25 protein-coding genes and 1 riboswitch are annotated in these 22768 nt (G+C 49.4%); of the genes, 11 read left to right on the plus strand and 14 right to left on the minus strand.

Annotated elements, in window-relative coordinates; all coding sequences use genetic code 11:
* Positions 1–3 precede the first annotated feature (3 nt).
* Positions 4–519 (minus strand): helix-turn-helix domain-containing protein, encoded by a 516-nt coding sequence (locus tag ACZ5ZZ_RS09545; protein WP_464116971.1) that lies wholly within the window; start codon positions 517–519, stop codon positions 4–6.
* Between the two features lie 589 nt (positions 520–1108).
* Between ACZ5ZZ_RS09545 and ACZ5ZZ_RS09550 the strand changes: the two genes are divergently transcribed.
* Entirely contained in the window at positions 1109–1735 is a 627-nt protein-coding gene (locus ACZ5ZZ_RS09550; protein WP_464116972.1) for a TetR/AcrR family transcriptional regulator, read from the plus strand.
* Between the two features lie 60 nt (positions 1736–1795).
* Positions 1796–2794, plus strand: a complete 999-nt coding sequence (locus tag ACZ5ZZ_RS09555; RefSeq protein WP_464116973.1) for an NAD(P)H-dependent flavin oxidoreductase — start codon at positions 1796–1798, stop codon at positions 2792–2794.
* Here the strand turns inward: ACZ5ZZ_RS09555 and ACZ5ZZ_RS09560 are convergent.
* A complete protein-coding gene (locus ACZ5ZZ_RS09560; RefSeq protein ID WP_464139114.1) occupies positions 2780–3265 on the minus strand; it encodes a DUF4442 domain-containing protein in 486 nt (161 codons plus the stop codon). The two genes, ACZ5ZZ_RS09555 and ACZ5ZZ_RS09560, sit on opposite strands and share 15 nt — an antisense overlap.
* Before the next feature lie 232 nt (positions 3266–3497).
* Here ACZ5ZZ_RS09560 and ACZ5ZZ_RS09565 point away from each other — a divergent pair, with 232 nt between their 5' ends.
* Positions 3498–3710, plus strand: coding sequence for a hypothetical protein (locus ACZ5ZZ_RS09565; protein ID WP_464130800.1), 213 nt, complete (start codon positions 3498–3500; stop codon positions 3708–3710).
* Positions 3711–3720: 10 nt separating this feature from the next.
* Here the strand turns inward: ACZ5ZZ_RS09565 and ACZ5ZZ_RS09570 are convergent, their stop codons facing one another.
* From ACZ5ZZ_RS09570 to ACZ5ZZ_RS09580, 3 genes are read right to left on the minus strand one after another with little or no spacing between them, the layout of a single operon-like run.
* Positions 3721–4107, minus strand: coding sequence for a DUF1634 domain-containing protein (locus tag ACZ5ZZ_RS09570; RefSeq protein WP_464130801.1), 387 nt, complete (start codon positions 4105–4107; stop codon positions 3721–3723).
* Entirely contained in the window at positions 4104–4919 is an 816-nt protein-coding gene (locus tag ACZ5ZZ_RS09575) for a sulfite exporter TauE/SafE family protein (RefSeq protein ID WP_464139115.1), read from the minus strand. The genes ACZ5ZZ_RS09570 and ACZ5ZZ_RS09575 overlap by 4 nt, the downstream gene beginning before the upstream one ends.
* An 18-nt stretch (positions 4920–4937) precedes the next feature.
* Positions 4938–5327 carry a hypothetical protein gene (locus tag ACZ5ZZ_RS09580; RefSeq protein ID WP_464116978.1) on the minus strand — a complete coding sequence of 130 codons (390 nt, stop codon included), beginning with the start codon at positions 5325–5327 and terminating at the stop codon, positions 4938–4940.
* Between the two features lie 49 nt (positions 5328–5376).
* On the opposite strand from ACZ5ZZ_RS09580, the gene ACZ5ZZ_RS09585 reads away from it, so the two are divergent.
* On the plus strand, positions 5377–6615 hold the full coding sequence (locus ACZ5ZZ_RS09585; RefSeq protein ID WP_464116979.1) for an MFS transporter: 1239 nt from the start codon (positions 5377–5379) through the stop codon (positions 6613–6615).
* Here the strand turns inward: ACZ5ZZ_RS09585 and arfB are convergent.
* Positions 6612–7016 carry an alternative ribosome rescue aminoacyl-tRNA hydrolase ArfB gene (gene arfB, locus ACZ5ZZ_RS09590; RefSeq protein ID WP_464116980.1) on the minus strand — a complete coding sequence of 135 codons (405 nt, stop codon included), beginning with the start codon at positions 7014–7016 and terminating at the stop codon, positions 6612–6614. The genes ACZ5ZZ_RS09585 and arfB overlap by 4 nt on opposite strands.
* The gene (locus ACZ5ZZ_RS09595) at positions 7016–7477 is read right to left on the minus strand and encodes an OsmC family protein (RefSeq protein ID WP_464139116.1); all 462 of its coding nucleotides are present in this window, start codon (positions 7475–7477) and stop codon (positions 7016–7018) included. The genes arfB and ACZ5ZZ_RS09595 overlap by 1 nt, the downstream gene beginning before the upstream one ends.
* 132 nt (positions 7478–7609) lie before the next feature.
* On the opposite strand from ACZ5ZZ_RS09595, the gene ACZ5ZZ_RS09600 reads away from it, so the two are divergent.
* Positions 7610–9193, plus strand: a complete 1584-nt coding sequence (locus ACZ5ZZ_RS09600) for an Rnase Y domain-containing protein (RefSeq protein WP_464139118.1) — start codon at positions 7610–7612, stop codon at positions 9191–9193.
* A 183-nt stretch (positions 9194–9376) separates the two neighbouring features.
* Positions 9377–9802, plus strand: a complete 426-nt coding sequence (locus ACZ5ZZ_RS09605) for a response regulator (RefSeq protein WP_262551933.1) — start codon at positions 9377–9379, stop codon at positions 9800–9802.
* Between the two features lie 66 nt (positions 9803–9868).
* On the opposite strand, the gene ACZ5ZZ_RS09610 is transcribed toward ACZ5ZZ_RS09605, so the two are convergent.
* Positions 9869–10444 (minus strand): hypothetical protein, encoded by a 576-nt coding sequence (locus tag ACZ5ZZ_RS09610; RefSeq protein WP_464130809.1) that lies wholly within the window; start codon positions 10442–10444, stop codon positions 9869–9871.
* Positions 10437–10534, minus strand: a riboswitch (purine riboswitch). It overlaps the preceding gene by 8 nt.
* Positions 10535–10730: 196 nt before the next feature.
* On the opposite strand from ACZ5ZZ_RS09610, the gene ACZ5ZZ_RS09615 reads away from it, so the two are divergent.
* Positions 10731–11765 carry a hemolysin family protein gene (locus ACZ5ZZ_RS09615; RefSeq protein WP_464139120.1) on the plus strand — a complete coding sequence of 345 codons (1035 nt, stop codon included), beginning with the start codon at positions 10731–10733 and terminating at the stop codon, positions 11763–11765.
* Here ACZ5ZZ_RS09615 and ACZ5ZZ_RS09620 read toward each other — a convergent pair.
* The 6 genes from ACZ5ZZ_RS09620 to mutM all read right to left on the minus strand — a co-directional run bounded on the left by ACZ5ZZ_RS09620 (position 11762) and on the right by mutM (position 19053).
* Positions 11762–12556: a hypothetical protein gene (locus tag ACZ5ZZ_RS09620; protein ID WP_464139122.1), complete on the minus strand. Its 795-nt coding sequence runs from the start codon at positions 12554–12556 to the stop codon at positions 11762–11764. The two genes, ACZ5ZZ_RS09615 and ACZ5ZZ_RS09620, sit on opposite strands and share 4 nt — an antisense overlap.
* 160 nt (positions 12557–12716) lie before the next feature.
* Positions 12717–13946, minus strand: a complete 1230-nt coding sequence (locus ACZ5ZZ_RS09625) for a chloride channel protein (protein WP_464139123.1) — start codon at positions 13944–13946, stop codon at positions 12717–12719.
* A complete protein-coding gene (locus ACZ5ZZ_RS09630) occupies positions 13943–15145 on the minus strand; it encodes a DUF2252 family protein (RefSeq protein ID WP_464139125.1) in 1203 nt (400 codons plus the stop codon). Before ACZ5ZZ_RS09630 ends, ACZ5ZZ_RS09625 begins: the two co-directional genes overlap by 4 nt.
* 70 nt (positions 15146–15215) lie before the next feature.
* Positions 15216–17666 carry an acyl-CoA dehydrogenase gene (locus ACZ5ZZ_RS09635; protein WP_464130818.1) on the minus strand — a complete coding sequence of 817 codons (2451 nt, stop codon included), beginning with the start codon at positions 17664–17666 and terminating at the stop codon, positions 15216–15218.
* 224 nt (positions 17667–17890) lie between these two features.
* The gene (locus tag ACZ5ZZ_RS09640) at positions 17891–18103 is read right to left on the minus strand and encodes an acylneuraminate cytidylyltransferase (RefSeq protein ID WP_347356590.1); all 213 of its coding nucleotides are present in this window, start codon (positions 18101–18103) and stop codon (positions 17891–17893) included.
* 137 nt (positions 18104–18240) lie between these two features.
* Positions 18241–19053, minus strand: coding sequence for a bifunctional DNA-formamidopyrimidine glycosylase/DNA-(apurinic or apyrimidinic site) lyase (gene mutM, locus ACZ5ZZ_RS09645; RefSeq protein ID WP_464130819.1), 813 nt, complete (start codon positions 19051–19053; stop codon positions 18241–18243).
* Positions 19054–19298: 245 nt separating this feature from the next.
* Here mutM and ACZ5ZZ_RS09650 point away from each other — a divergent pair, with 245 nt between their 5' ends.
* Genes ACZ5ZZ_RS09650 through ACZ5ZZ_RS09665 form a run of 4 tightly spaced genes read left to right on the plus strand, consistent with a single transcriptional unit; the run spans position 19299 to position 22616 of the window.
* A complete protein-coding gene (locus ACZ5ZZ_RS09650; protein ID WP_464116990.1) occupies positions 19299–20186 on the plus strand; it encodes a hypothetical protein in 888 nt (295 codons plus the stop codon).
* A complete protein-coding gene (locus ACZ5ZZ_RS09655; protein WP_464139127.1) occupies positions 20186–20809 on the plus strand; it encodes a hypothetical protein in 624 nt (207 codons plus the stop codon). The genes ACZ5ZZ_RS09650 and ACZ5ZZ_RS09655 overlap by 1 nt, the downstream gene beginning before the upstream one ends.
* Positions 20806–22230 carry a pre-toxin TG domain-containing protein gene (locus ACZ5ZZ_RS09660; RefSeq protein WP_464139128.1) on the plus strand — a complete coding sequence of 475 codons (1425 nt, stop codon included), beginning with the start codon at positions 20806–20808 and terminating at the stop codon, positions 22228–22230. Before ACZ5ZZ_RS09655 ends, ACZ5ZZ_RS09660 begins: the two co-directional genes overlap by 4 nt.
* On the plus strand, positions 22227–22616 hold the full coding sequence (locus ACZ5ZZ_RS09665) for a hypothetical protein (RefSeq protein ID WP_464116993.1): 390 nt from the start codon (positions 22227–22229) through the stop codon (positions 22614–22616). The genes ACZ5ZZ_RS09660 and ACZ5ZZ_RS09665 overlap by 4 nt, the downstream gene beginning before the upstream one ends.
* Positions 22617–22768: the final 152 nt, after the last annotated feature.

Here is a 22768-nt window from a genome sequence, read left to right on the forward strand (position 1 = left end):
AAATTAACCACGCACCTGAGACGGACGCATGGATGCTGGAAGTTTTTTGTAGATATTGTTCAAATGAGTTTTCAAAGTGGCTTTCGAAATGAAAAGCTTTTCAGAAATTGCCGCATTGGTCATTCCCTGTAAAACCATCTGCATGATTCTAATTTCACTCTTGGTCAAGCCGCGCTCGCGGAAGTAAGCTTCCTGCTTCTGGAACTTTTCTTCGCTTTCATCCAAAGGATAAAGCATTGTTGTGATTTTATCACCGTCGTTAACAATCAAAGCGTCAACCTTGTGACCTTCAATTTCCGTCGCTTTGAATAACTTCATCCCTTCAGAAATCGCAGAACACTCTTCGATCGTGCGATACAAAGTCATACAGGTCTTTGAACACTGCTGCCCCATCATGTTGCCACAGGTGCGAATGGAGTTGTCGTTCTGGAACAACACGCGCTTTTCTTGGTCTTTTACGCACAATCCCAGCTTCGTTCCCAGATTGGCAAAATGTTCTAAATTTCTCTGTTCATCCATAACATCCCCTGTTCTTGCCTTGATTGTGCAAAGAAAGGCGACGGCAATCTATGACCGCAATCATAAGTCCGACAAAAATCTCATATCCACGAAAACATACAATTGTTCGCAATCCCATATACTTAGGCAGCTTAATAGGGCATTTCAAAATGTGAGGTCACAGGCTTTAGAGCGCGTTTTGCATCGCAACGAAGGAGCCTCTCAAAACAAAATCTTTGCCACCTAAGAATGCTGGTTCTGCATATTTATTAAGCTGAATCGTGAACCTCGTTTTAAAATTCTGCTCTCAAAGAATTAGCGTCCCCATAGGAAAAAGTGATTTTATCTACCGAAAATCATCTCAAACATAATGTTTTGCTCTTATTTATACTGCTTTTTGATTACCATGAAGTAATGTATCACTGATTTACCCTGTTCGAACCAGAATAAGACGATAGTTTGTGTTTCATGTTAAGATCTCGTAAAGACGTACTTCCCTAGAAGACTTAGGTATCATATATTGATACTTAGGGAACTAGTATTGAATTACAATCCCCGATGACCGAATATGAACACGAGCCAAGTTTACAAACCTCAAAAGGAGGAAACTATGGGTGCAGCTCCACAAACTCACACGAATACAGACAAGAAGTACATGCTGAAAATCCCCGTTCAAAAACGTTCCAAAGAGACGGTGGCAAGCATTGTTGAATCCTGCGCAAGACTTCTGGTCCAAGAACCCTACCACGCCATAACGACCGACAAGATTGCTGAAATGGCCGGCGTGAGCATCGGTTCTCTTTATCAGTTCTTTGCCAACAAAGAAGCGATCGTTGCTGCGGTGATTGACGATCTTCTGCAAAAGGATCTGGCGTACATTGAAGAAAAATTGGCTCATCTTCAATCTCCGGACCTGGATGCAAAGATTCATGCTTTCATTGACATCGGCTTCACACGCTTCCACGACAACCGCCCGCTTCGAACCGCCTTGCAGGGCGTTCAGGGAATGCTGGATTACTGGGAAACACGCCGCGTGTTCTTTGAACACTACCAAAAAGCGGTTCTTGCCCACATGCCGGTTTACCCAGGTCGCGACCGTGAGATGATGGCTTTGTTCGTCGTATCCTGCTTTAACAACATTCTGCAACTAGGCCTTTTGGGTCCACAGTCTCCAGAACACGAAGAAGCAATAAAAAAAGAAGTCTTCACTCTGTTCAGCAGATATCTGAAGCCTTAAAAAAGACTTGCGTCCTTGAAGCCTCCTCGTATCCTTAATCCAAGGCGAGGAGGCTTTTTTATGCTTAAAAAAATCAAAACCAGTTTCACGGATTCCATGGGAATTGACTTCCCCATCATCGCCGCCCCCATGTTTTTGGTCAGCAATACAGACATCGTTGTGGAAGCCAGCGAGGCCGGTGGAATTGGCACCTTCCCCGCGCTGAACTATCGCCCCATCGAACAGTACGCCGAAGCTTTGAAAAACATCAAAAGCCGCACAAAAAAGCCCATCGGCGTGAATGTCATCGTTAACAAAAGCAACACCCGTCAGGCCCAGGACATCAAGGTCGCCCTGGATCACGGTGTGGACCTTTTTATCACCTCCCTGGGAAGCCCCAAGTCGGTCATTCAAGATGCGCACAAAAATGGCGCTAAAGTACTTTGCGACGTCACCAATCTTGAGCACGCCCTGAAGGTGCAGGATCTTGGCGCTGATGGCGTCATTGCCGTCGGTGCAGGTGCTGGTGGACATGCCGGCCCGATATCTCCGCTTGTACTGATTCCCTGGTTAAAAACAGAACTGCAGATTCCGATTATTGCCGCCGGGGGCATCGCTCATGGCTCGATGATTGCGGCCTGCCTGGCCCTGGGAGCAGCTGGCGTCAGCGTGGGCACCCGCTTTATCGCTAGCCGCGAGGCACAAGTGGATGCGTCTTATAAAGAGGCCATCGTGAAGTCGACACCAGAAGATATTGTCATGACCACACGGGTGTCTGGGACACCTGCGGCCGTCATCAACACGCCTTATGTGCAAAAACTTGGAACAGAACTTCCGTGGGCCATGAAAGTCCTCAAGGACAACAAAATGACCAAAAAATACATGGTGCCGCTGATTCATCTCATGGGAATGAAATCCCTGGAAGAAGCCGCCAGCAAACCCACATGGAAAACCGTCTGGACAGCCGGTCAGTCCGTGGGCCTGGTGGACGACATCCTGAGCGTTCGCGAAATCTACGCCAAACTCATCAACGAATATGATGAGAGCGTGAAGAATCTGTCCACCTTAGGACTTCAGTGATCGATTGCGCACAGAAAGAGTGAGCTCGTAGGTCATGACGGGCTCACTTGGATTCACCGAAGGCACCACGGCGTAGCCCTTCATTTTTCTTTCGATGCGTTCGGGATTGGTCTTGGCCTCTTCAATCAAAGACTTCACAGCTTCCACTTCATCACAAATAAAGTGAACATCCCCGGCCGCACGCTTTAAGTACTGAGCAGTAAAATCCTTAAAGACAAAATCAATCTTCATTTTACTTTCAGTGATGGCCGCCACCGCTGCCGCCGCGATTGAAAGCTCCGCCCCGATCCCCAGAGCACCAAAGTACATGGAGTTCAGGTGATTCTTCGTGCGATACCCCAGAGGAATTTTCAGCACAAATCTTTTGTCGCCAGCCTCAACCACGCGAGGACTCACAAACAACACCAGTGGAATTTTCATTAGACCATATAGATGGACAAACAGAGTGAATTTGAGATTTTTAGTATTCATATTTAAATCTTAGGACCGCAGCCCAGAGATGGACCAGCACTTTTACCTGACACCTCGACCTTTTTGACAAAACGCGAAAGAAGGAGTCTACTAAAGACAAACAGGATGTCCGTGAACAGTTCCGAACTCTCCTGTTCTCATCCCCTCTTCCTCACGGACTCCTGCCTTTTCCTCGACCCCTTGACACTGGCCTTCAAAGGAGAGGATATAAGTGTGAGGGGTCTTTTCATTCATGAAGCCAACGCCGAAAAAAATTAAATTCCTGGACCGTTGGACACCGCAAGTCTTGCGTGAGGCCAAACAGATCTTCCGCGAAAGTGGACTTAAAGGTGTGATTCGGCGCTATGGGTGGAAGTTCTTTGCGATCTTCTTTGCGTACTATTTAATCCGCGATGTGACGATCTACATTCTTATTCCATGGTATATCGCCCGGAATCTGATGTAAGAGCGTCAGCCTAGATTTCAATCCCCAACAGGAAGCTTCCCACCAGGGCCAAAAAAACGGCAAATGCCATGATGGCAAGTCCTCGATCCTTTTGTTTAACAAACAAAATACCAGTCATCAGAACCCGAACCAATGGCAAACAAACCAGCGTCACCAAGCCAAACAAAGAGATCATCAGGGCTCGATCATTCGTCACCAGGGCCCAATGAATACTTTCGATCAAGGGACGAGGTTCATATGTTGTGAAGGTTCGCAGGTTGTCCCCGTCGCGAAACCACATCCACATCCAGCCCAGCAACAGAAAAAGACCGGAAAAAAGAACACCGCCTCTTAAGATCTGACTGATGATCAACTCCAGCTCGTGAAGAGAATCCTTTTTTGGAGACTCCTGGCTCATCTCAACCCCTTGATGATCATTTGGATGGAAACAATACTTAACACCACCACAAAAATCTGACGAATACGAACGGCCGGGATTTTCACCATGGCCTTCGCCCCCACAAAAGAGCCTATGATAATACCCACAGCCACGGGGGCAGCAATCTCAGGACGAACATCACCACGCAACAGATACGCCCCCGCACTGGCAGAAGCCGTCACACCAATCATGAAGTTGGAGGTCGCAGAAGACACCTTAATAGGCAGTCTCATCGACCCATCCATTGCCAGCACCTTGAAGATCCCACTGCCAATCCCCAAAAGCGCTGACATCACACCCGCACCAAACATGGCAAACAGACCCAAAGGGACATTCTGGACCTTGTAGGGAAGCATGCGGTGATCCTGCTCTGGATACTCTCCGTCCAGCTTCAGTTTCTCAGCCCAAGGATGGTTGACTGTGGAAATATGCTCTCCGCGCCGACGCAACATCATCACTGCAGAAAAGAACAAAAAGACCCCGAACAGAAGGAATAAAAACTGTGCTTTGATATAAGAAGAAATCAAAAAACCAACGATGGCGCCACTGACAGTGCCCACTTCCAGAAAAACAGCCAGACGAAGATTGGTTAAAGAGTCCTTGAGATAACTGGCCGCCGCCCCTGAGGACGTCGCCACAATTGAAATCAAACTTGCTGCAATCGCGTACCGAATGTCGATGTGATAAACCAAAGTCAAAACCGGAACGATGATAATCCCACCACCAAGCCCCAGAAGAGCTCCCAGAAACCCGGCGGAAACAGATGTAATCAGCAGCAATATTTCAGGCATCAGACGAGCCCACTTCCTTTACTGGGCACACTCATACAGGCGCACCAAACGGGCTCCGAAGAAAGTGTCCTTTTTCGTAAATTGCCATGGTGGATATGGAAGGAAAACGGCTTCCGCACACTGTCCTGGCTGAGCCACAGCCCACTGACGGTCTTCTGAAGATGACGTGTAGATTTCACCTGTTTTGGTGTCCTTAATGCCGATGGCAAAAGAAAACACCTGAGATGTGATATTCCCCTCTGCACGTGTCAGCAGAGCCACCGGGATCTCCACACGCTCAACACTTGTGATTTGCCCCACTACAGTCTTGGAGAAAATGACACTGTAATTAGCCAAAATCACCCACAAAAGAACACCTACAATCAACAGAACCAGAACAAACTTCGTAAACTTCCAAATTGTTGCCATATCCAAGGCTTATCGGTAAGTTTTAAACACGTCAACAAAAAGGACCCCCGTGTTTTCCAAACAAGAAAAAGTTCTTCTCGCGATCCTGGCCTCCATCCAGTTCAGCTCTATCGTGGATTTCATGATCATGATGCCTCTGGGGCCGCAGTTGATGCGAATGTTCGCGATCAATCCGCACCACTTCGGACTCCTCGTGTCATCATACACCTTCTTTGCAGGACTCAGTGGCTTTGCGGCTTCTTTCTTTTTAGATAAATTTGACCGTAAAACCAGCCTGCTCTTTTTCTTCGTCGGTTTCGCATTGGGAACCATCGCCTGTGGGCTGTCGCCAAACTATGAACTCTTGCTCTTTGCGCGCGGCCTGACCGGTGTCTTCGGTGGCGTGTTGGGCTCCCTGGTTCTTTCCATTGTCAGTGATGCCATCACCTATGAACGCCGGGGCAGCGCCATGGGAGTCATCATGACTTCCTTCTCGATGGCCTCCATTCTGGGAGTTCCCTTCAGTCTGTTCCTGGCCAACAAATACAACTGGCATGCTCCGTTTCTATTTCTGGGCGGAACATCGTTGATTCTTTGCGGAATCATCTGGCTTAAAATACCGTCCATGCGAATGCATCTGCAAGGACCGCAAAACAAAGAACCTTTGTGGAATACTCTGACTCGAATTGGTAAAAATAAAAATCAGCGCCGCGCTCTGTACTTCATGTCCTCGGTGATGTTCGGCCACTTTGCCATCATTCCTTTCCTGTCGCCTTCTCTGGTGGCCAATGCCGGTCTGACCGAGGCTCAACTGCCGCTGATGTATATGATCGGCGGCGCCTTCACGATCTTTTCCTCTCCGTTTATTGGCCGCCTGGCAGATCGTTTCGGCAAACACCGTGTGTTTCTATGGGGGGCTCTGGTGACTCTCATCCCCTATGCCGTGATTACCAATCTGGGGAAATCCCCGCTGTGGGTGGTTCTAGCCATCTGCGCTTTCTTCTTTGTTGTTTCCGGAGGACGCATGATCCCGGCCACCGCCCTGGTTTCAGGAACGGCACGCCCTCAGAATCGTGGAAGCTTTATGAGCATTGTCAGCTGCGTGCAGCAGCTGTCTTCGGCTGTGTCCAGCTATATTGCCGGACTGATTGTCACAACAGGCACCGATGGCCGACTTGAGCACTATTCCGTGGTGGGATATATCGCCATTGCCTTCACGTTTGTAGCTATTTTCCTGTCCCGGAGAATTGAGGCGATTGAAGGCGGCGACCAGGAGCCGAAAGCCCACCTTGCTGAACCCGTTATTTAATCTTTAATTTTTTGTCTGAGAGTTTTTGTTTCTGAGTGCTTGCGTTTGCTGTCAAGGCGCTTGCGCACCGAGCTTCTGCTGGGCCTTGTGGCCACACGTTTTTTCGGCACAAAAAGGGCCTTGCGCAAAATGGCGTGCAAACGCGCGATACATTCGGAACGATTCTGATCCTGATCGCGATGAACATCACTGCGAATCACCAAATCCCCGTCTTCGGTCAACTGGCCCGCCAACTTCTCCAGCAGGCGTATTTTTAGTTCTTCAGAAAGAACCTGAGACGCGAACAAATTCCACCGCAGAATCGCCGCCGAATTGGTGCGATTCACATTCTGCCCCCCAGGCCCGCGGGAACGGGCATAGGTGAAGTCCATTTCTGCAAAAGGAATTTGCGGGGTGATCATTACTGAGGACTCTCAAACTGCGACTGACCCTCGCCGATTTTCTGATCATTTAAAAAGACCTGATAGTGAATCGGAGACGCTTTGACGATCATGGCACTGACCCCGCAGTACTTTGTCATGGAAAGATTCACCGCCTTCATCGCCTGATCCGGCTTGATATCCGTCCCCTGAATGCGGAACTGCAGCTCGACGGTGGTGAAAATAGACGGATGCCCCGCTGTGGTGTCTGTTTCTGCGTTCACATCGCAGGACTGAAGATTGAGTCTCATTTTTTTCAGGATCGAAACCACATCCATACCGGTGCAGCCACAGATTCCGGCCAAAACCAGCTCTTTGGGACTTGGTCCTTGGTCCTTACCACCAAAATCGGCTTTTGCGTCCATCATCACCTTATGAGCGCGAATCTGCGATTCAAAGCCCATCTCCCCCGTCCACTTTGTTTGACACGCCATATGACCCATTTCTGCCTCCTTAAACGTCACTGAAAGTGAGCCTACCCCCCATAACGCCAGAAGTAAAGAGCCACCGGGGGGACGGAAAATTTGCTTTGCGTGGCTTGAGAGAGTTAGAATAACGGGATTAGGAGTACCCTTATGATTGCAATGATTGCTACAGCCATAATTGGAATTGTCGCCGGTGGTGGTTTGGGCTGGGCCTTGCACAAGTTTCTAAGAGCGCGCACCCTGCGCCTGGCCCGTGAAGAAGCCCAAGACATTATCGATGAAGCCCAACAAGCCGTTGAGCTTCGCAACCTGGAGGAAAAAGAACGCATCCAGGAAATTGAAATGGAACTTTGGACCAAAGTGGAACCCGAGATGCTAAAGGCCGAAGGGCGCATCGAGGACTTGCAGGAAGTGGCCAACGAAAGGAAGGCCAAAGCCGACGCCATCGTTCAGGAAGAGAAAAAGAAACTGCAAGATCGCGAAGCCGATGTAAAAACTCAAGAGCAGGCTTTGCGGGGTCTGGAAGCGGAACTGAACAAGCTGAAGGAAACCCAAAAGACACTGAATCAGGAGCTTGTCACAAAACTGACCGAGCGCCTGGGAACCTCTGCTGAAGATTTTAAAACTCAGTTGAAAAACCAGATGGAAGAGGAATCTCGCCGTCGTGCCGCCCGCATCGCCCAAGAAACCGAAGCTGATGCCAAGGAGCACGCCGAACAGGAAGCCAAGCGCATCTTGAGTCTGGTGATTGATCGTTTTGCCCGCCCTTACTGCGCAGAGCGCGGTATCGGTGCAGTGAACTTCCCCGACGCCCACATCCGCAAACTCTTCTGCGACCCGGCCGGCAACAATATCAAAGCCGTTCAGGAAGCCTGTGGTTGCGATATTATCGTGGAAGAAGGCATGGACATGGTCGGTGTTGCCGGCTTTGACCCTGTTCGCCGCGAACTGACTCGCCGTACCCTGGAGCGCATCTTTAAGGAAAAGAAAAACATCACTCCGGATTTCATCAAGAAGATTGCTGAAAACCAGAAGAAAGAACTTTTCAAAAACATCAAACACGATGGCGATGCTTTAGCAAAAGAGCTGAAGCTTGAAGGGCTTAATGCCGAAATCCGTCAGATGATGGGGTCTTTGCGCTATCGCTACTCCTTCACGCAGAACCAGTACTTCCACTGCGGTGAGGTGGGTTGGCTGGCAGGCCTGATGGCTGCGGAGCTGGGTGTGGACATCAAAAAAGCCCGTCGCGTGGGGATGCTTCACGATATCGGTAAATCCATGGACCACACAGTGGAAGGTGGACACGCCGTGATTGGTGCGGACTTCATTGCTGCTCGTGGAGAATCTCCGGATGTGGTTCACGCCGTGAAGGCCCATCACTTTGATGAGCAGCCTTCCACAGACCACGCCTTCCTGGTGATCGCAGCCGATGCGGTGTCAGGGGCGCGTCCTGGGGCACGTCGTTCCACAATTGAATCTTACAACCAGAAGGTCTCGGAGCTTCAGGATATTGCTCGCAGCTTCCCTGGTGTCACAGATTGCTTCGTGCTGAGTGGTGGCCGCGAGTGTCGCGTTATGGTGAATGGCAAGAAAGTGGACGACACACAGGCCATGGATCTTTCCCGTAAGATCGCCGCGCGCATTGAAGAGGAATGCAATTACCCAGGATCAATTAAAGTGGTCGTGGTGCGCGAAGTTCTTGTCACTGAACAAACCAGAAAAGAACTTGCGTAATCTGTACGTGAGTTCTTCCTGCATTTTTGCAGACCTTCCATTAAAATCCCTTCATGGTAGCTCTTTTAGAAGATTCTCAGATCTACTTCGGTTCAAATAATCGAAGTAGGAGCTACCGCAAAATCGTCCCACTCTGTGACAGATGCGCTTTTTGTGAGCTCCCCGACAACAGGGAGAATACTCATGGTGCTAGAAACAAATCTCGAAAAACAACGCACACCCCGCGTTCTAGTAATCGATGACAGCTTGGATTCCGTGAAGCTTATGTCTCACATCCTGGATCACTACAAATGCGATGTCACGATGGCATTCGACGGTCAAGATTCCATCCCACTTCTTGCGAATAGACATTTCGATTTGGTGATTCTGGACTGGCAAATGCCACAAATGGGTGGCCGTGACACTCTCCTGTTGATGGATCGCCTTCTGACAGAAAGAAAGGTTCACAAGATTCGCAAACCCATTCCGGTGGTGATTTACACCGGTCACAGCGAAGAAGAACTGGATCTGCCGTTGGTGAGAAACTTTACTTACATGGGCTTTATCAACAAGCGCCAAGCCTTCAGTTCTATGATGAGATCATTTAATTTTATTTTGCGTTCTATCTAAGGGAACTTGGGAACGCATGCAAAAGGGGCTTTTGGGCAGGATGTCCGAAAGCCCCCGAACTAGGCCCTACGGCTTTGCGCAGATGCCCTGACTCTGACAGCGCAACATCTCCGTGCGGTACTGGTGCATCTCTTTCAACGTGTAAGCCAGCTCCACATCAAACCCCGCGGAGGCCGCACCCTTCTGGGCGATAGAGAAGAACTCTTCCACGTCCTCGAATAATTCACGTTCAAACACCTGCTGACTTGAGGTGGACCGGAAATACAAGGGCTTGCTGGAATTGTTATGTTTCATGAAGCGTGCTCTTTGATCCATGGCCTTTTGCAAGCCACCACGAATGTCCTTCCAGCACTTCACTTCAGCAACTTTGATCACTTTGTTCTGCTGCAGATCCAGGATCACAATATCCAGTTCTCCAATGGTGCGTGAACCATCTCCGTAAGCAATACCGACTTCCACCTTGTATTGCGGGAAGGGAAACTCTTTTTGCATATCCAAACGAGCCACCTCTTCACAGATGGCTCCTGAATCTTCATAGCTGCGAGGGATATTTTTGAGTTCTTCGAAATCCTGGGCCCAATCCGCGAAAGCAGAAGAAGCCAACAAAAGAAGCAGAGATGTTAGCAAGGTAAACTTTTTCATAATAAGCCTCCATAGTCGGACATTTACGGCGTCCGGTAGAAACGCGACCCCTTATCGGTCACTTATACGGTTGATATTGGACCTTTCATGCCTTAGCCAAGACAGAAAAGGCAAATACAATGTCCTCAAGTTTTGCGACACAGCGCACACAACCCCACAAGATTGGCTGCATTGCCCCTTTGCGAAGAAGCTCGCAATACGGTAGATTATCGCCCTATGGATCCTGACCCTTACCCGAAAACGTACCCCTTTTTTATCCCTGCCCCCTTGTTCCAAGGAGGCTCCTGTGACTGAGTTTATTGTTGTTGCCGCCTGCTTATTTGTGAATATGCTGCTTTCCGGATCGGAAATGGCTTTCGTCACCGTCAATCGTCAACAGTTAAAACGACTGGCACCAACAAACAAAAATGCCCGCCGTCTGCTTAGACTAAAAGAAAATCCGGAAAGAACCCTTTCGGTCATTCAAATTGGGATCACATTGGTGGGAGCCATTGCCGCCGCCGTCGGTGGTGCTGGCGCCGAGGAAGCGTTAAGTCCCTGGTTGATGGAAGCCTTCAGGTTCTCGGAACAAACTGCCGAAGCCATTGCTATTGCTATGGTGGTTCTGCCAATCTCTTATTTAAGTGTGGTTGTGGGCGAGCTTGTCCCGAAAACACTGGCGTTGCGCAATCCTTTATCCATAGCACTGTGGACGTCCCAGGGATTGTATCTTGGCGAAAAACTTCTGGCCCCGGCCGTCACAGTGCTGGAATGGTCCACCAATATAGTCTTGAAGTTGTTCACCTTCGGTCAGATTCATCCAGGCCAAAAAGAAGCGCACATTGAGTTTGAAGATCTTCCTCAGCAGACCAAGCAATACGTGGTGAACCTGGTCAGTGCCGATAAGAAAATGGCCCGGGAAATCATGCTGCCGTGGAAAGATGTCATCTTCGTGCGCAAATCAGATTCTCTGGAGGACGTTGAAACGATCATCATGAACTCCCGGCATACGCGTCTGCCCGTTCTGGAATCCGACGGCGAAATTGTCGGTCTGATCAACACCAAAGAGTTTCTGACCGCCCGTCGCTATGGCGAATCGGAATGGCAGAACCTGATCCGGCCGATTCTGCGCTTTAAGTCCTTTGAGCCTTTGTTCCGAATTCTTTTAAAAATGCAGGAACAAAAATCCCACATGGCCATCATCTATGACCAGACCACACCCTCCGGGCTGGTCACCATGGAAGACATCTTTGAAGAAATCATTGGTGATGTCTTTGACGAGGATGATGACGGTCTGATGAAGAAAATTCTGGCGTCGAAATCACGCCGCCGTCCCATCTAATTTTGTGGATACGGACGCCCCTGAGGCCACCAGCATGGCGGGGGACTGCAGGTATTTCTCTGATCACGAAGACAAATAGCCCCCGCAACAACCGTATCCACACGGCACTGATAGATGGGGTACGCGTTGGGCGCAAACTCCTCCACGGAGGGCGCCTTCTTCGTCAATGAGACCGGCTCATAAGGTGCGAAACCCCACTTCTGTAAAAACTGAAAAGTCTGAAGACCCGCTTCAAGACTCAATTCGCAGGCCTTGGACTGTTGGCAGAGCTGACGAACTTGGAGTGATATCTGTGGACGGTACTCTGGGTGTCGCTCCAGAAAGTCGGCCACACATTTGAAAGCCGCAAAGAAATCCGATGGCCCTTCGGCTGTGATATTCTCGCCACTATCATTGGTCTGTCGAGGTTCGCCACCGATCAGGTGTCCCAGTTCATGGCACATGGTGAAAGACAGAATCGACGTGTTCATTCCGGGGGCCCGCAAAAAACCGCCCCACAGTCCGATATAAAGCTCTTTGTCTGTGTAGCGGGCATGGGCTGTGTAATACGGATTATCCCAGGAAACAGACACCGTCAGGTCCCGGGTCTGACCACTCAGGCGAGGCTCTGCATAGGCCAGAAAATCATCACGCATCCTGAGCACCACATCCTCTGTGATTTGCGAAGCCGGCTGCCCATCACCGTCTTTAAGCTCAAAGTAGCCCCGCTTGATATGGGACTGCACATCAGGATCATTCTTTGGATCCATCAAATCAACAGCCACCACCACACAGGAAAAGAACAGAGACATCAAAAAAGGTAAAATCCGCATGCGAAACAAAATACCATTTCATCGCGTCGGCATCTAACACGACGATCGAAAAAGGTAACTTTTTCACAATATTCAGGACACCAAACTTCCAACTTACATATATCGAAAATGCCTGGGGCCCTTGATCCCCGGGCGTTTTTTATCTTCGAAACACATTCAGAAGTTGGTCTTTCTTTGAACGAACAATCTTTTGATTTTTATAGATCCCCAGATGGCCCGTCATAAAGTAGGCAACCCAGCAGGCCAGAAGAGCATAGGGCGCAATCTGCCAGCCGAAAAGTTCACAGGCCATGATCGCGCAGGCCATGGGGGTATTGGCGGCAGCACCAAACACCGCCGCAAACCCCAACGCCGCCAGCAGTGGAAGCCCCAGGGGCAAGACACCCGACAGCGCACTTCCCAGGCTGGTGCCGATAAACACCAGGGGGATGAACTCCCCGCCCTTAAATCCAGATCCAATTGTCACACCCGTCAGCAGCGCCTTTAAAACCGGATCCCACCAGGCCAGTGATTGATGAAAAGCTTCCTGAATGACCGGAATTCCCAGGCCCGCATAACGATCACTGCCCTGCCACCAGTACAGCAAAACCAAAAGAACGCCGCCGACAAAAGGGCGCCACATCGGACTTTTCACAAAGCGTTTTTGCAAGGACTCCACCGCGTGAGTAAATCGCATGAAAACATTGGCTGCGATTCCAAAACACAATCCTGCCACCAACACCCACACAAAAGATATCGCACTGTAATTCAAATCCGTTACCGGAGGAAAAATGGAATGAGGCGCCCCCAACCAGCGACAAAAAAAGTACGCCACAAAAGCAGAAATCAAACACTCACCCAAAGCAAACAGGCGCAAGCGACCCACTTGAATCACTTCCAAACCAAACAAAGCTCCTGCCCATGGGGCCCCAATCGCCGCACTGAAACCCGCCCCTGCTCCGGCAATCAGCAGGACTTTTCGTTCTTCTTTACTGATCGAAAAAAAACGCGACAACTGATCCGCCAGCGACGAGCCCATTTGCACGGCCGTCCCCTCGCGGCCCGCCGACCCACCAAACAAATGAGTCAAAACCGTTCCCAGAAGAATCATCGGTGCCATTCTTAAAGGAATGATGTTCTGCGGGTCGTGGATCTGCTCCAGTATCAGCCCGGTGCCCTTTTCAACACTTCGTCCATACAAGTGATAAAAAACACCCAACAATAATCCCGCCAGAGGCAAAAACCAAATGATCTGCGGATGAAGCTCTCTCCAGCGAGTGGCACGATCCAAAGCAAAAAGAAACACTGCCGCCGCAGCCCCCGCCATCACACCGGTGATGGCGCTTAAAATAATCCGCTTCAAATGATTTTTTGCTCTTGGTTGAATCATGGCTTCAACTGCTGCAGCGATTTTCGATAGCGCTCAACGACCCTCGGGGCGTTGGCAAGAATCCATTTTTCGACCTCAGCAATCCCCTGTTTGGCAAACTGCTTGTGGTGCGCAGCCAGGATACCAGCTTGCACAAGCATCACCGACTCCAGTTCCTTTTTGGACAACTCACCAAGATCCAAAGAGTCCTTCGTTCGACTCCGCACCAGGAAGATAGTATTTCCCACTGACGCGATATCGTAAAACTCCGGACTCTGCCCCCAGATATACTTCTTAATTTTACTCAGACGCTCGGTCGCATCCCATCTCGGCTGCTCCCAAGTCCCATAAGAGGTTCCGGCCTTATGAAACTCCTTCAATTCAAGAATTTCCTGTACGTTGTCTTTTTGTGACAGCAGCCAGTATCTTTGCAACCCCCCGCTCCCCCCGGTTGTGCGATGTATTTTTACGATATCTAATAATTGGACCCTCGCAAAAACAGGCAGATCTTTAAGATTAGTCAGCCATGTTTTTTTCTCGGACTCTGACATCAGCACATAGTCTTCAGACTCTTTAAAAGCACCTGCATGAGTGTATCTGCGCAGGATTTTTTCACGCCGCTTTTTCAGATTTGGAACCAACGACGAATCCAGATGTCTTGCCAATTTTTTGCCGGAAAGAACCTGACTGTATTCCAGGGCCGCTTTTTCCAGCAACCCCCGATCCTGAAACGCCAGCTCCACAGAGGCAAAATAACGAAGTATATCGAACTCAATAGGACAGACCCCGCTGTCATCCAGGTCATTGAAAACATAAACGGTTTGACCCGAGATACTCATAAAACCGAAATTTTCAGGATGAGCATCCCCCAAACAAAGCACCAGACTGGAAGAAGAAACATTCTGTGCCAAATCCTGATAATAGGTGTTCACAAAAGACCGGAAGAACATCAGGTCCCGCTCCAGCGAGCCTTCCAATTTTTCCTGGAAAGCCTTATCTGACAGATGTTGATAGGTCTGACGAAACTCAGAAAGAGCAATCAAGTCGTCTTTGAAGGAGATATTCACCAAAGTGGCATCCACCGACTTTGCCGGCTTGCGCGATACTGAAAAATCAGAAGAAAGAAGCCAGGTTGCAGGACTTGCCGCCACTTTGGCCGAGGCCAGATCCGAAGCCAATCCCAGAAATACATAAACACCGAAAACAAAGATTCTTTTCATAGAGTCAGGATAAAACAAAACCCCCAAGAAATCTTGGGGGTTTTTGTGTTTTTCAGAATTTTAAATCTGCTTAAGAGTGGCGGGACATGTACTCTTCTTGAGAGAAGTCATCCACCAGAATCGCGTCGTAACGAACAGCATCGGACTCCTGGATCAGCTTCAACTCATCCTGAGTGATGACGTTCTTTTCACGGGCCTCATCCAGCAACAAGTGAACTTTCTTCTTCGGAAGAACGCCTTCGCGGATGGCTTTTTTCACTTTCTTCTCTGCAGCTTCAGACTTGTTCACAACTGCGAACGCATGCTCCAGACGACCCAGCGCCTCGTTGCGGTCTGTTGGCAAATAGATACCGTCAGACAGACGCTCGCGGATGCCGCCCTCTTTCAGCATCGCAGACGCAATACCGTGAGACCAGCCGTCAGAGGCCTGAGAACCGATAGAGTTGATACGAGACCAAGCCCCGATCCAGCCCTTGAAGAACCAGCGAAGACCCGGGATTTTCAGGTTATCAAAGATACCATCGAAACCGGCCTGGATGTTCGCCATACAGCGTTTCAGGTTGTAGTGTGCAAAGGCCAGATCCTCTTCACGACGACCTTCAGCCTCGAAGCGACGGATCAAGGCTGTAGCCATGTACATGTTCGCCAGGATATCCGCGAAACGACCTGTGATTTTTTGTTTTGCTTTCAACTGACCACCTAAAACACCCATTGCCACGTCAGACAAAAGTGCAAAGGTTGCAGAAGTCCAAGCCAGACGACGAGTGTAAACCTTCATCTGAGGGTGAACATCCGGAGTGGACGCCAGGAAGCCACGAGAGCACGACAACAAGATCGCGCGGCAAGTGTTTCTCACAACGTGACCGATGTGGCCCCAGAAGGCTTTATCGAAGCCTCTCAGGTCGCCTGCTTCAGCTGTTTTAACTTCAGCGTAAGCAAATGGATGGGCACGAAGAGCCCCTTGACCAAAGATCATCAAAGTACGAGTCAGGATGTTTGCCCCTTCCACGGTGATACCGATCGGAGTTGCAATATAGATTTCCGCAAGGACGTTGCGAGGGCCCATAGAGATACCCGCACCACCCATGATGTCCATCGCGTCGTTGATCACCTGACGGCCCATCTCTGTGGCATAGTATTTTTGCATCGCAGTGATAACACCCGGCTTGATCCCTTTATCGATCGCCCCCAGGCAGTATCTTCTCATGGCTTCCAACTGATAAGCCGCAGCCCCGATGCGCGCCAAAGGCTCTTCAACACCTTCGAAGCGACCGATAGACATACCGAACTGACGACGAACCAAAGAGTGTGCGGAAACAACACGCGCCGCCAACTTCGCGCCACCTGTTGCCTGTGCTGGCAAGGAGATCCCACGACCTGCAGCCAGACACTCCATCAACATCAGCCAGCCTTTACCAGCGTTGGCGATACCACCAATGATGGTTTCTTCTGCGTCAACGATAACGTCTTTACCTTGAGTTGGACAGTTGTAGAACGGAATGCCCAATGGATCGTGACGGCGCCCCAGAACAACACCCGGTGTGTTTGCTGGGATCAGACCTGTGGTAATACCTACGTCTTCACCCTTACCCAAAAGATTTTCAGGGTCACGAAGGCGGAACGCCAGACCAATCGTTGTGGAGATCGCAGCCAGTGTGATCCAACGTTTGTTCCAGTTCAATTTGATTTGCAATTTACCATCCGGACCTTTGAACAAGACCCCTGTGGATGTAATAGATCCGGCATCAGAACCCGCAGTCGGCTCTGTCAAACCGAAGCACGGAATCTCTTCCCCCGTTGCCAGACGAGGCAAGTAACGGTTTTTCTGCTCCTCGGTTCCATAGTGTGCCAACAACTCTGCAGGCCCCAAAGAGTTTGGAACCATCACAGTGATTGCTGTGGACAAAGAACGAGAAGAGATTTTCATGATCACTTCAGAGTGCGCCAGCGCGGAGAAACCCAGACCGCCGTACTCTTTAGGGATGATCATACCCAGGAACTTTTCTTTCTTGATGATGTCCCAGGCTTCTTTAGGGATGTCTTTGTCTTTATGAATTTTCCAGTGATCCAGAACGGCGCACAGTCTGTTGACGGGACCATCCATGAAAGCTTGTTCTTCCGCAGTCAATTGCGGATAAGCTTCTTTCAAAAGATTGTCGAAATTAGGATTTCCCGAGAAAAGGTCTTTTTCAATCCACACAGCACCGGCATCCAGAGCCGCTTTTTCCGTGTCAGAGATTTTCGGAAGGAACTGCATCTTCTTCATGAACGCCAGAAGACCCGAGGTGATCAGCGCAGCACGCAGTGGCGTGATCAGGAAGATGATCGCCAGCACTGCATACACTGCCAACAACCAAACCGGCGCACCGAAGCCTGCCAAAATGGCAGCCAAGGCAATCGCCCACACGATCAGAGGGCTGCTAAAGAAGCCCACAAACAACAGAAGAACGACAGAGCCTAATACCCAAAGGCCCGTGTAGCTCTCCAAAAACATTCCATAGAATGAGCTGATAGAATCCACGATGAATCTCCTTTTATTGAAATACTCAATAATTAGAACCTTTAATATGAGCATGCGCAAGTGATTCAGGCCCGATATCTATATGTAAACAAAATATGAGGAGAAATATGAAAGACGCTTCGGTGACAGAAGGAAAAACTGTCGAATGTGCACCCGGAGGTGGAAATAAAAAAAGCCCTCTTGCGAGGGCTTTCATCAACTTAAGTACTAAGTCCTAAGACTAATTACTTAGTTTCGCCAGCTGGAGCTGCTTCAGTAGCTGCAGGAGCTGCTTCTGTAGCTGCTGGAGTGCCTTCAGCAGGAGCTGCTTCAGTAGCAGTTGCTTCTGCAGCAGGAGCTGTTTCAGCAGGAGCTGCTGTCTCAGGTTGATTTTTAGAGCAAGTAAAACCAGTTGTGAAAGATAGTGCAAGCAAAGCTGCTACTACGATTGCTTTCATTGTTGATCCCTTCGTTAATTTATTGCGGACCATGCTGACGCCATTGCCAGCAGCGGATCTGCATTTTTGTTTCAAAACTCGACTAAGGCCTAAATTACACAAAAAACGGCCCGCTTAGCAATCGAAATTTTGCAAAATTATTTTTGGCAACGCGAACACCAGAACGTGTTTCGACCACCCAGAATTTTTGACTTTACCTGTTGCCCGCAAGTCACACACGGCTCTCCGTCACGACCGTAAACCCGAAACGTCGTCTGAAAATAGCCGCTTTCTCCGGTGGCTTGAGCGAAATCACTAATGGAAGATCCACCCGCTTTGATGGATTGAGATAAAATTTTTTTAATCTCGCCCACCAAAGCCGACGCTTTCTCTAAAGACAACTTCTTTGCAGCCAGCGTAGGTTTAATCCCCGCCGCAAACAAGGCCTCACTGGCGTAGATGTTCCCAACGCCTACCACCACTTTCTGATCCATCAGGGCGACCTTCAGAGCGACGTCCTTACCGCGCAGGCTTTCCCACAAAACGGCCCCGGTAAACTTCTTATCCAACGGCTCCGGCCCTAAATTCACAAGCTTAGGATGCTCCAGAGGGTTCTGGACGAAGTCAAAACAGCCAAAGCGGCGCGGGTCTCGATAAGCCAGGCGCAGGCCGCCGGAAAAATGCAGATATATATGATCATGAAGGCGCTCATCCCCCGGATTCGCCACTCGCCAGGTGCCGGTCATCCCCAAATGCGACAACATAGCCCCTTTGGGCGTCCACAGCAGAAGATACTTTGCCCGACGCTCCACGGAAGTCAGAGGCTCCCCCACAAGAGTGCTTATTTTTTTGGCAGGAATGGGCTCGCGCAGATCCGGACGCTTCAACTCCACTTTTTCCAGGATGGGCTGCTCTTTTAAGATACTTTCCAGTCCGCGACGGACGACTTCGACTTCGGGTAGTTCAGGCACGATTCACCTCATTTGCCGGTCTGATCTTATCATATTCTGATAAAATCCCCCACGAGCGTTCTAAGCTTTAAGACTCGGTCCAAGAATACAGACTGAAAAATCCGCTTTTCGGACACCCCCGCAAGCTCGCAACATATTGATTTTAATAACATATTCAGATTCAAGCCCGCCCCCAAGGACCAGGCACCAACTTTGCGATAGGGGCTCTCTAACAAACACACCCTACCAAAGGAAAGGTCCTTTATATGAAAAAAGCCCTGATCACTGGTTTTGCCGTTCTTCTTTCAGCCCACACCGCACTTGCCTGGAGCATCAGCATCGGCGGCACCACTATCAAAGGTGATGATCCACAGATCGTCAAAGACGCTGAAAAAACCGTTAAGAAAACGGTCAACGAAGTCGCCAACGGAGTCCGCGACGTCTTTGCGGTCGTCGGCAATGCCACCGGTCTGACCGATGTGATTGACTCCAATACCGAAACCTTCACTAACATTGGCCGTGGCTACGCGTGTATGGCCACTTTCTGCTACAGCGAAGAATTAAGAAAAAAACAACTGGAAGAAGCGGAAGCCGAAGCCAAAAAAGAATACGATCGCTACGTGGCCGAAAGAGTTCAGGAGTATGAAAGCTCCAGCAAACAAGAACGTCGCCAAGCGGCCCTGAACACCTGGAAACTGACCGAGAATCGCTACAATATCCTGAACGAGAGATCCAAATTGATGCATTCAGAGTTGGAAATCCTGCGCGCCTTCTTGACTGGCGTTTTCAAAGAAAATGAGTTCAGAAAAAAACTGATGGAGAACAAAATCACGGGTCGTCCACTCAAGGACCGCGAAATGGTTCCACCTGCCACTGAGTTCGTAAAAAACTACAAACAAGACTACAAAGGTGCTTTGAATAAACTCAACCAGGACATCGCAAATCTTCACCAAACCACCCAGCGCAGTCATTCGGCACTGATGGCAGAATTCCTACGCATCGTTGAAGTTGACGTTCTGGTCGACATGACAAAAGTCGCTACCGCGCAAATCGAAGGCCTGCAGAAGGAATATCAAGCTTTACAATTGTCTGTCATGGAAATCGCCGCCGATGCCCAGGCAGCCCGTAACGCGTACGAGCAGGAGCAATACTGATGAAAACCGTGAGCGCATTTTTGTTCATCATTTTTTTCACAACTATGGCTCACGCCATGGGAGACCTTGAGCGCGGCATCCTATTCTACTCCAATGCCTACTCTTTCGGAACGATGCTACCGGATATCGAAGGTCGCATCGCCGTTAAAAAACTGGAGTACGAAAAGAAGAAAGTCGAATTCAAGCAGCAGCTTGAGAAAAACCGTCAGGAGCTGCGCAGGCAGTTCCTGTACACCGAAAAGACCCGACAACAGGAATTCCGGTCCTTTCTGGTGGAACAACAGCAATTGGTTCAAAACAAAAACGCCTCTTTCCATGAAACGGTGACACTGGTGCAAGAGCTCTTTCAAGGCATCGTCTCCAAAGAAGAGTTGGCTGCAGAAATAGAAATTCGCCGCACTCAAGACCCCGACTTCGCCGCTGACTGGGAGGCTCTGCTTAAAGACGCTCAAATACACATCTCGACAGAGCAACTGAGTATCGAAGCGACGGAACATCTGCTCTTCACTGCCCTAGACCTGCAGTCCACTCTGGAGGCGATGATTAGAAACATCCAACTACAAATTGAAACTGTGGATTTGGATCTGCAACTGCTGGAACAAAAGCTAGGAACTTTACCATGAAACGCCTGATCTGCTTCTTCTTGTCCTTAGCCATTCCGTTGCAAAGCTTTGCTGCGCATGTGGCCCCTTACACTGTGATTGATATTGAAAATGTCGTCGACACCCCCCTCCAGATGCAATTCACCATTCCCGGGGGAACCGCAGACACCTATGAATTTCAGAAAATGTATTATTTGTACTCCGCTGGTCACTATTACACAGCCATCTATCAGGGAAAAGATGCCGACGGAAAAACTCGCTGGAGCAACGTCAATCGCAGCGCACCTCCTGAAATGGTCGTTCAAGGGGATAATAGCATTCCGGTTCAAGCAGGTCCCCCAAGTGGGGACGAAGCAGATCCACATTCCAAGGGTGGCGGTAGTGGCGGCGGCAGTAAGCATGATAGCGCCATGGGATCGGCTATTCAGACCGGCATTGCTCAAGCTATCTACAAGGGTCTGATCTTCACTCCGGAATTTGAAGCGGAAATGACAAGACTGAATCAGGAGATCACAGCCAATCAAGAGCAGACCTACAAGAACTATGAAGCCCTTCATAACTCCTTGGCTCAATCCCAGGAGAAATTTGAGTTGGCTTTGGTGAATTTTCAGAAATCTTTGTCCGAAAACACGCTGCCAACAACAAACTTTCAGTACACCTCACCAGATCCGACTTTAGTGAGCGAACTGCAGAATATTGAAAGTATCCTGCGCTCGGTTCGCACCAGTGATCCTGCCCGCCGTGAATCCCGGGACTGGGGTCTTCGTCTGGTGCGCCAGTCTGACCAAGCTTCAACAATGGGCGATGCTGAATCCGCCGAGGCCTTCAGAAAATATTCGGAAGTCTTTGCGGACCTGGCTATCGGCCTTGATCCCATCACCGGACCTCTGCGCGATGTTTACGAGGCCTTCACTGGAAAAAATCTGGTCAATGGGAATATGCTGGACAGTTTTGACCGCACCTTCGCAGTACTTGGAGCCTTGAGCTTCGGCTTTGGTTCCAAAGTTGGAAAAGGTCTTAAGATCCTCAACAAAATTAAAAATCTGGACTTCATGCGCGCGGCCACTAAAACCGAAGCCGTAGTTCATCATATCGAGCGTAATGTTCCACAAAGTCGCGCTGCCTATGAACGTTATATTCGGGACCTCCGAAAATCTATGGATCGTCCATTGATAGTGGACTCCCGACTAGGGAAATTTGTCAATGACTGGTACTGGAAAAACACTTCCACCATTGGCAATGGCAGTACTGCTGCGGCCATTCGCTTGGAGCGTATTGAAAATATCCCCGTCAAGGGCAGATTTCACACACAAAAAGGACAAGACAGCCTTGTCTATTTTGAAAACTGGCTAAAGAATAATCCAAAAGCAGTGGCCAGTGATCGCGTAGCGGTTGAGAATATGATTCTGGAGCTTCGTGATGCCTTGGAGGGGCGTTTATGAAAACCAACAACGAATGGGTAGAATTAGTTTTAGCACATCTTAAAAAAGGGCAAGAACCCCTGCACGAGTTGATGGATCAAGCTGTGCAAGAGCAGATCGAAATGCCGGAGCGGCTGTGGGTCTATTTTGCCCTGAGTGTTCTAATGGGTCATCCCGAACAAACACGTTGGGACCTATTGATGGCAGAAATCGAAACTTTGATTCAGGACGAATCTCAAGGGGACCTGTGCGAGATAGTTTATCAGGATATTCTGGAAACTTTCGCCAATGCCATTTCCAATCAAACCTTTGAACATACCTGGATCACGCCCCATATCGGCCCCCTGTCCCGGGACTATATTCAAGCCTATGATAAATTCATGGGTGGCAAAACCCCGGGATTCTAAAAATCCTGTCCGAATTCCAAGACTGAGGACGCAGCAAACCCCTCAGTCTTTAATTTAAGCTATTGTTTTTATTAGACTTTGCCGCCACCCCCCCAGACTCTCCTTTGTGTCCGCCCCTTGCAATAAGACCGGACACCACAAAGGAGCTTCCC

The sequence above is a fragment of the Bdellovibrio sp. HM001 genome (assembly GCF_055397275.1).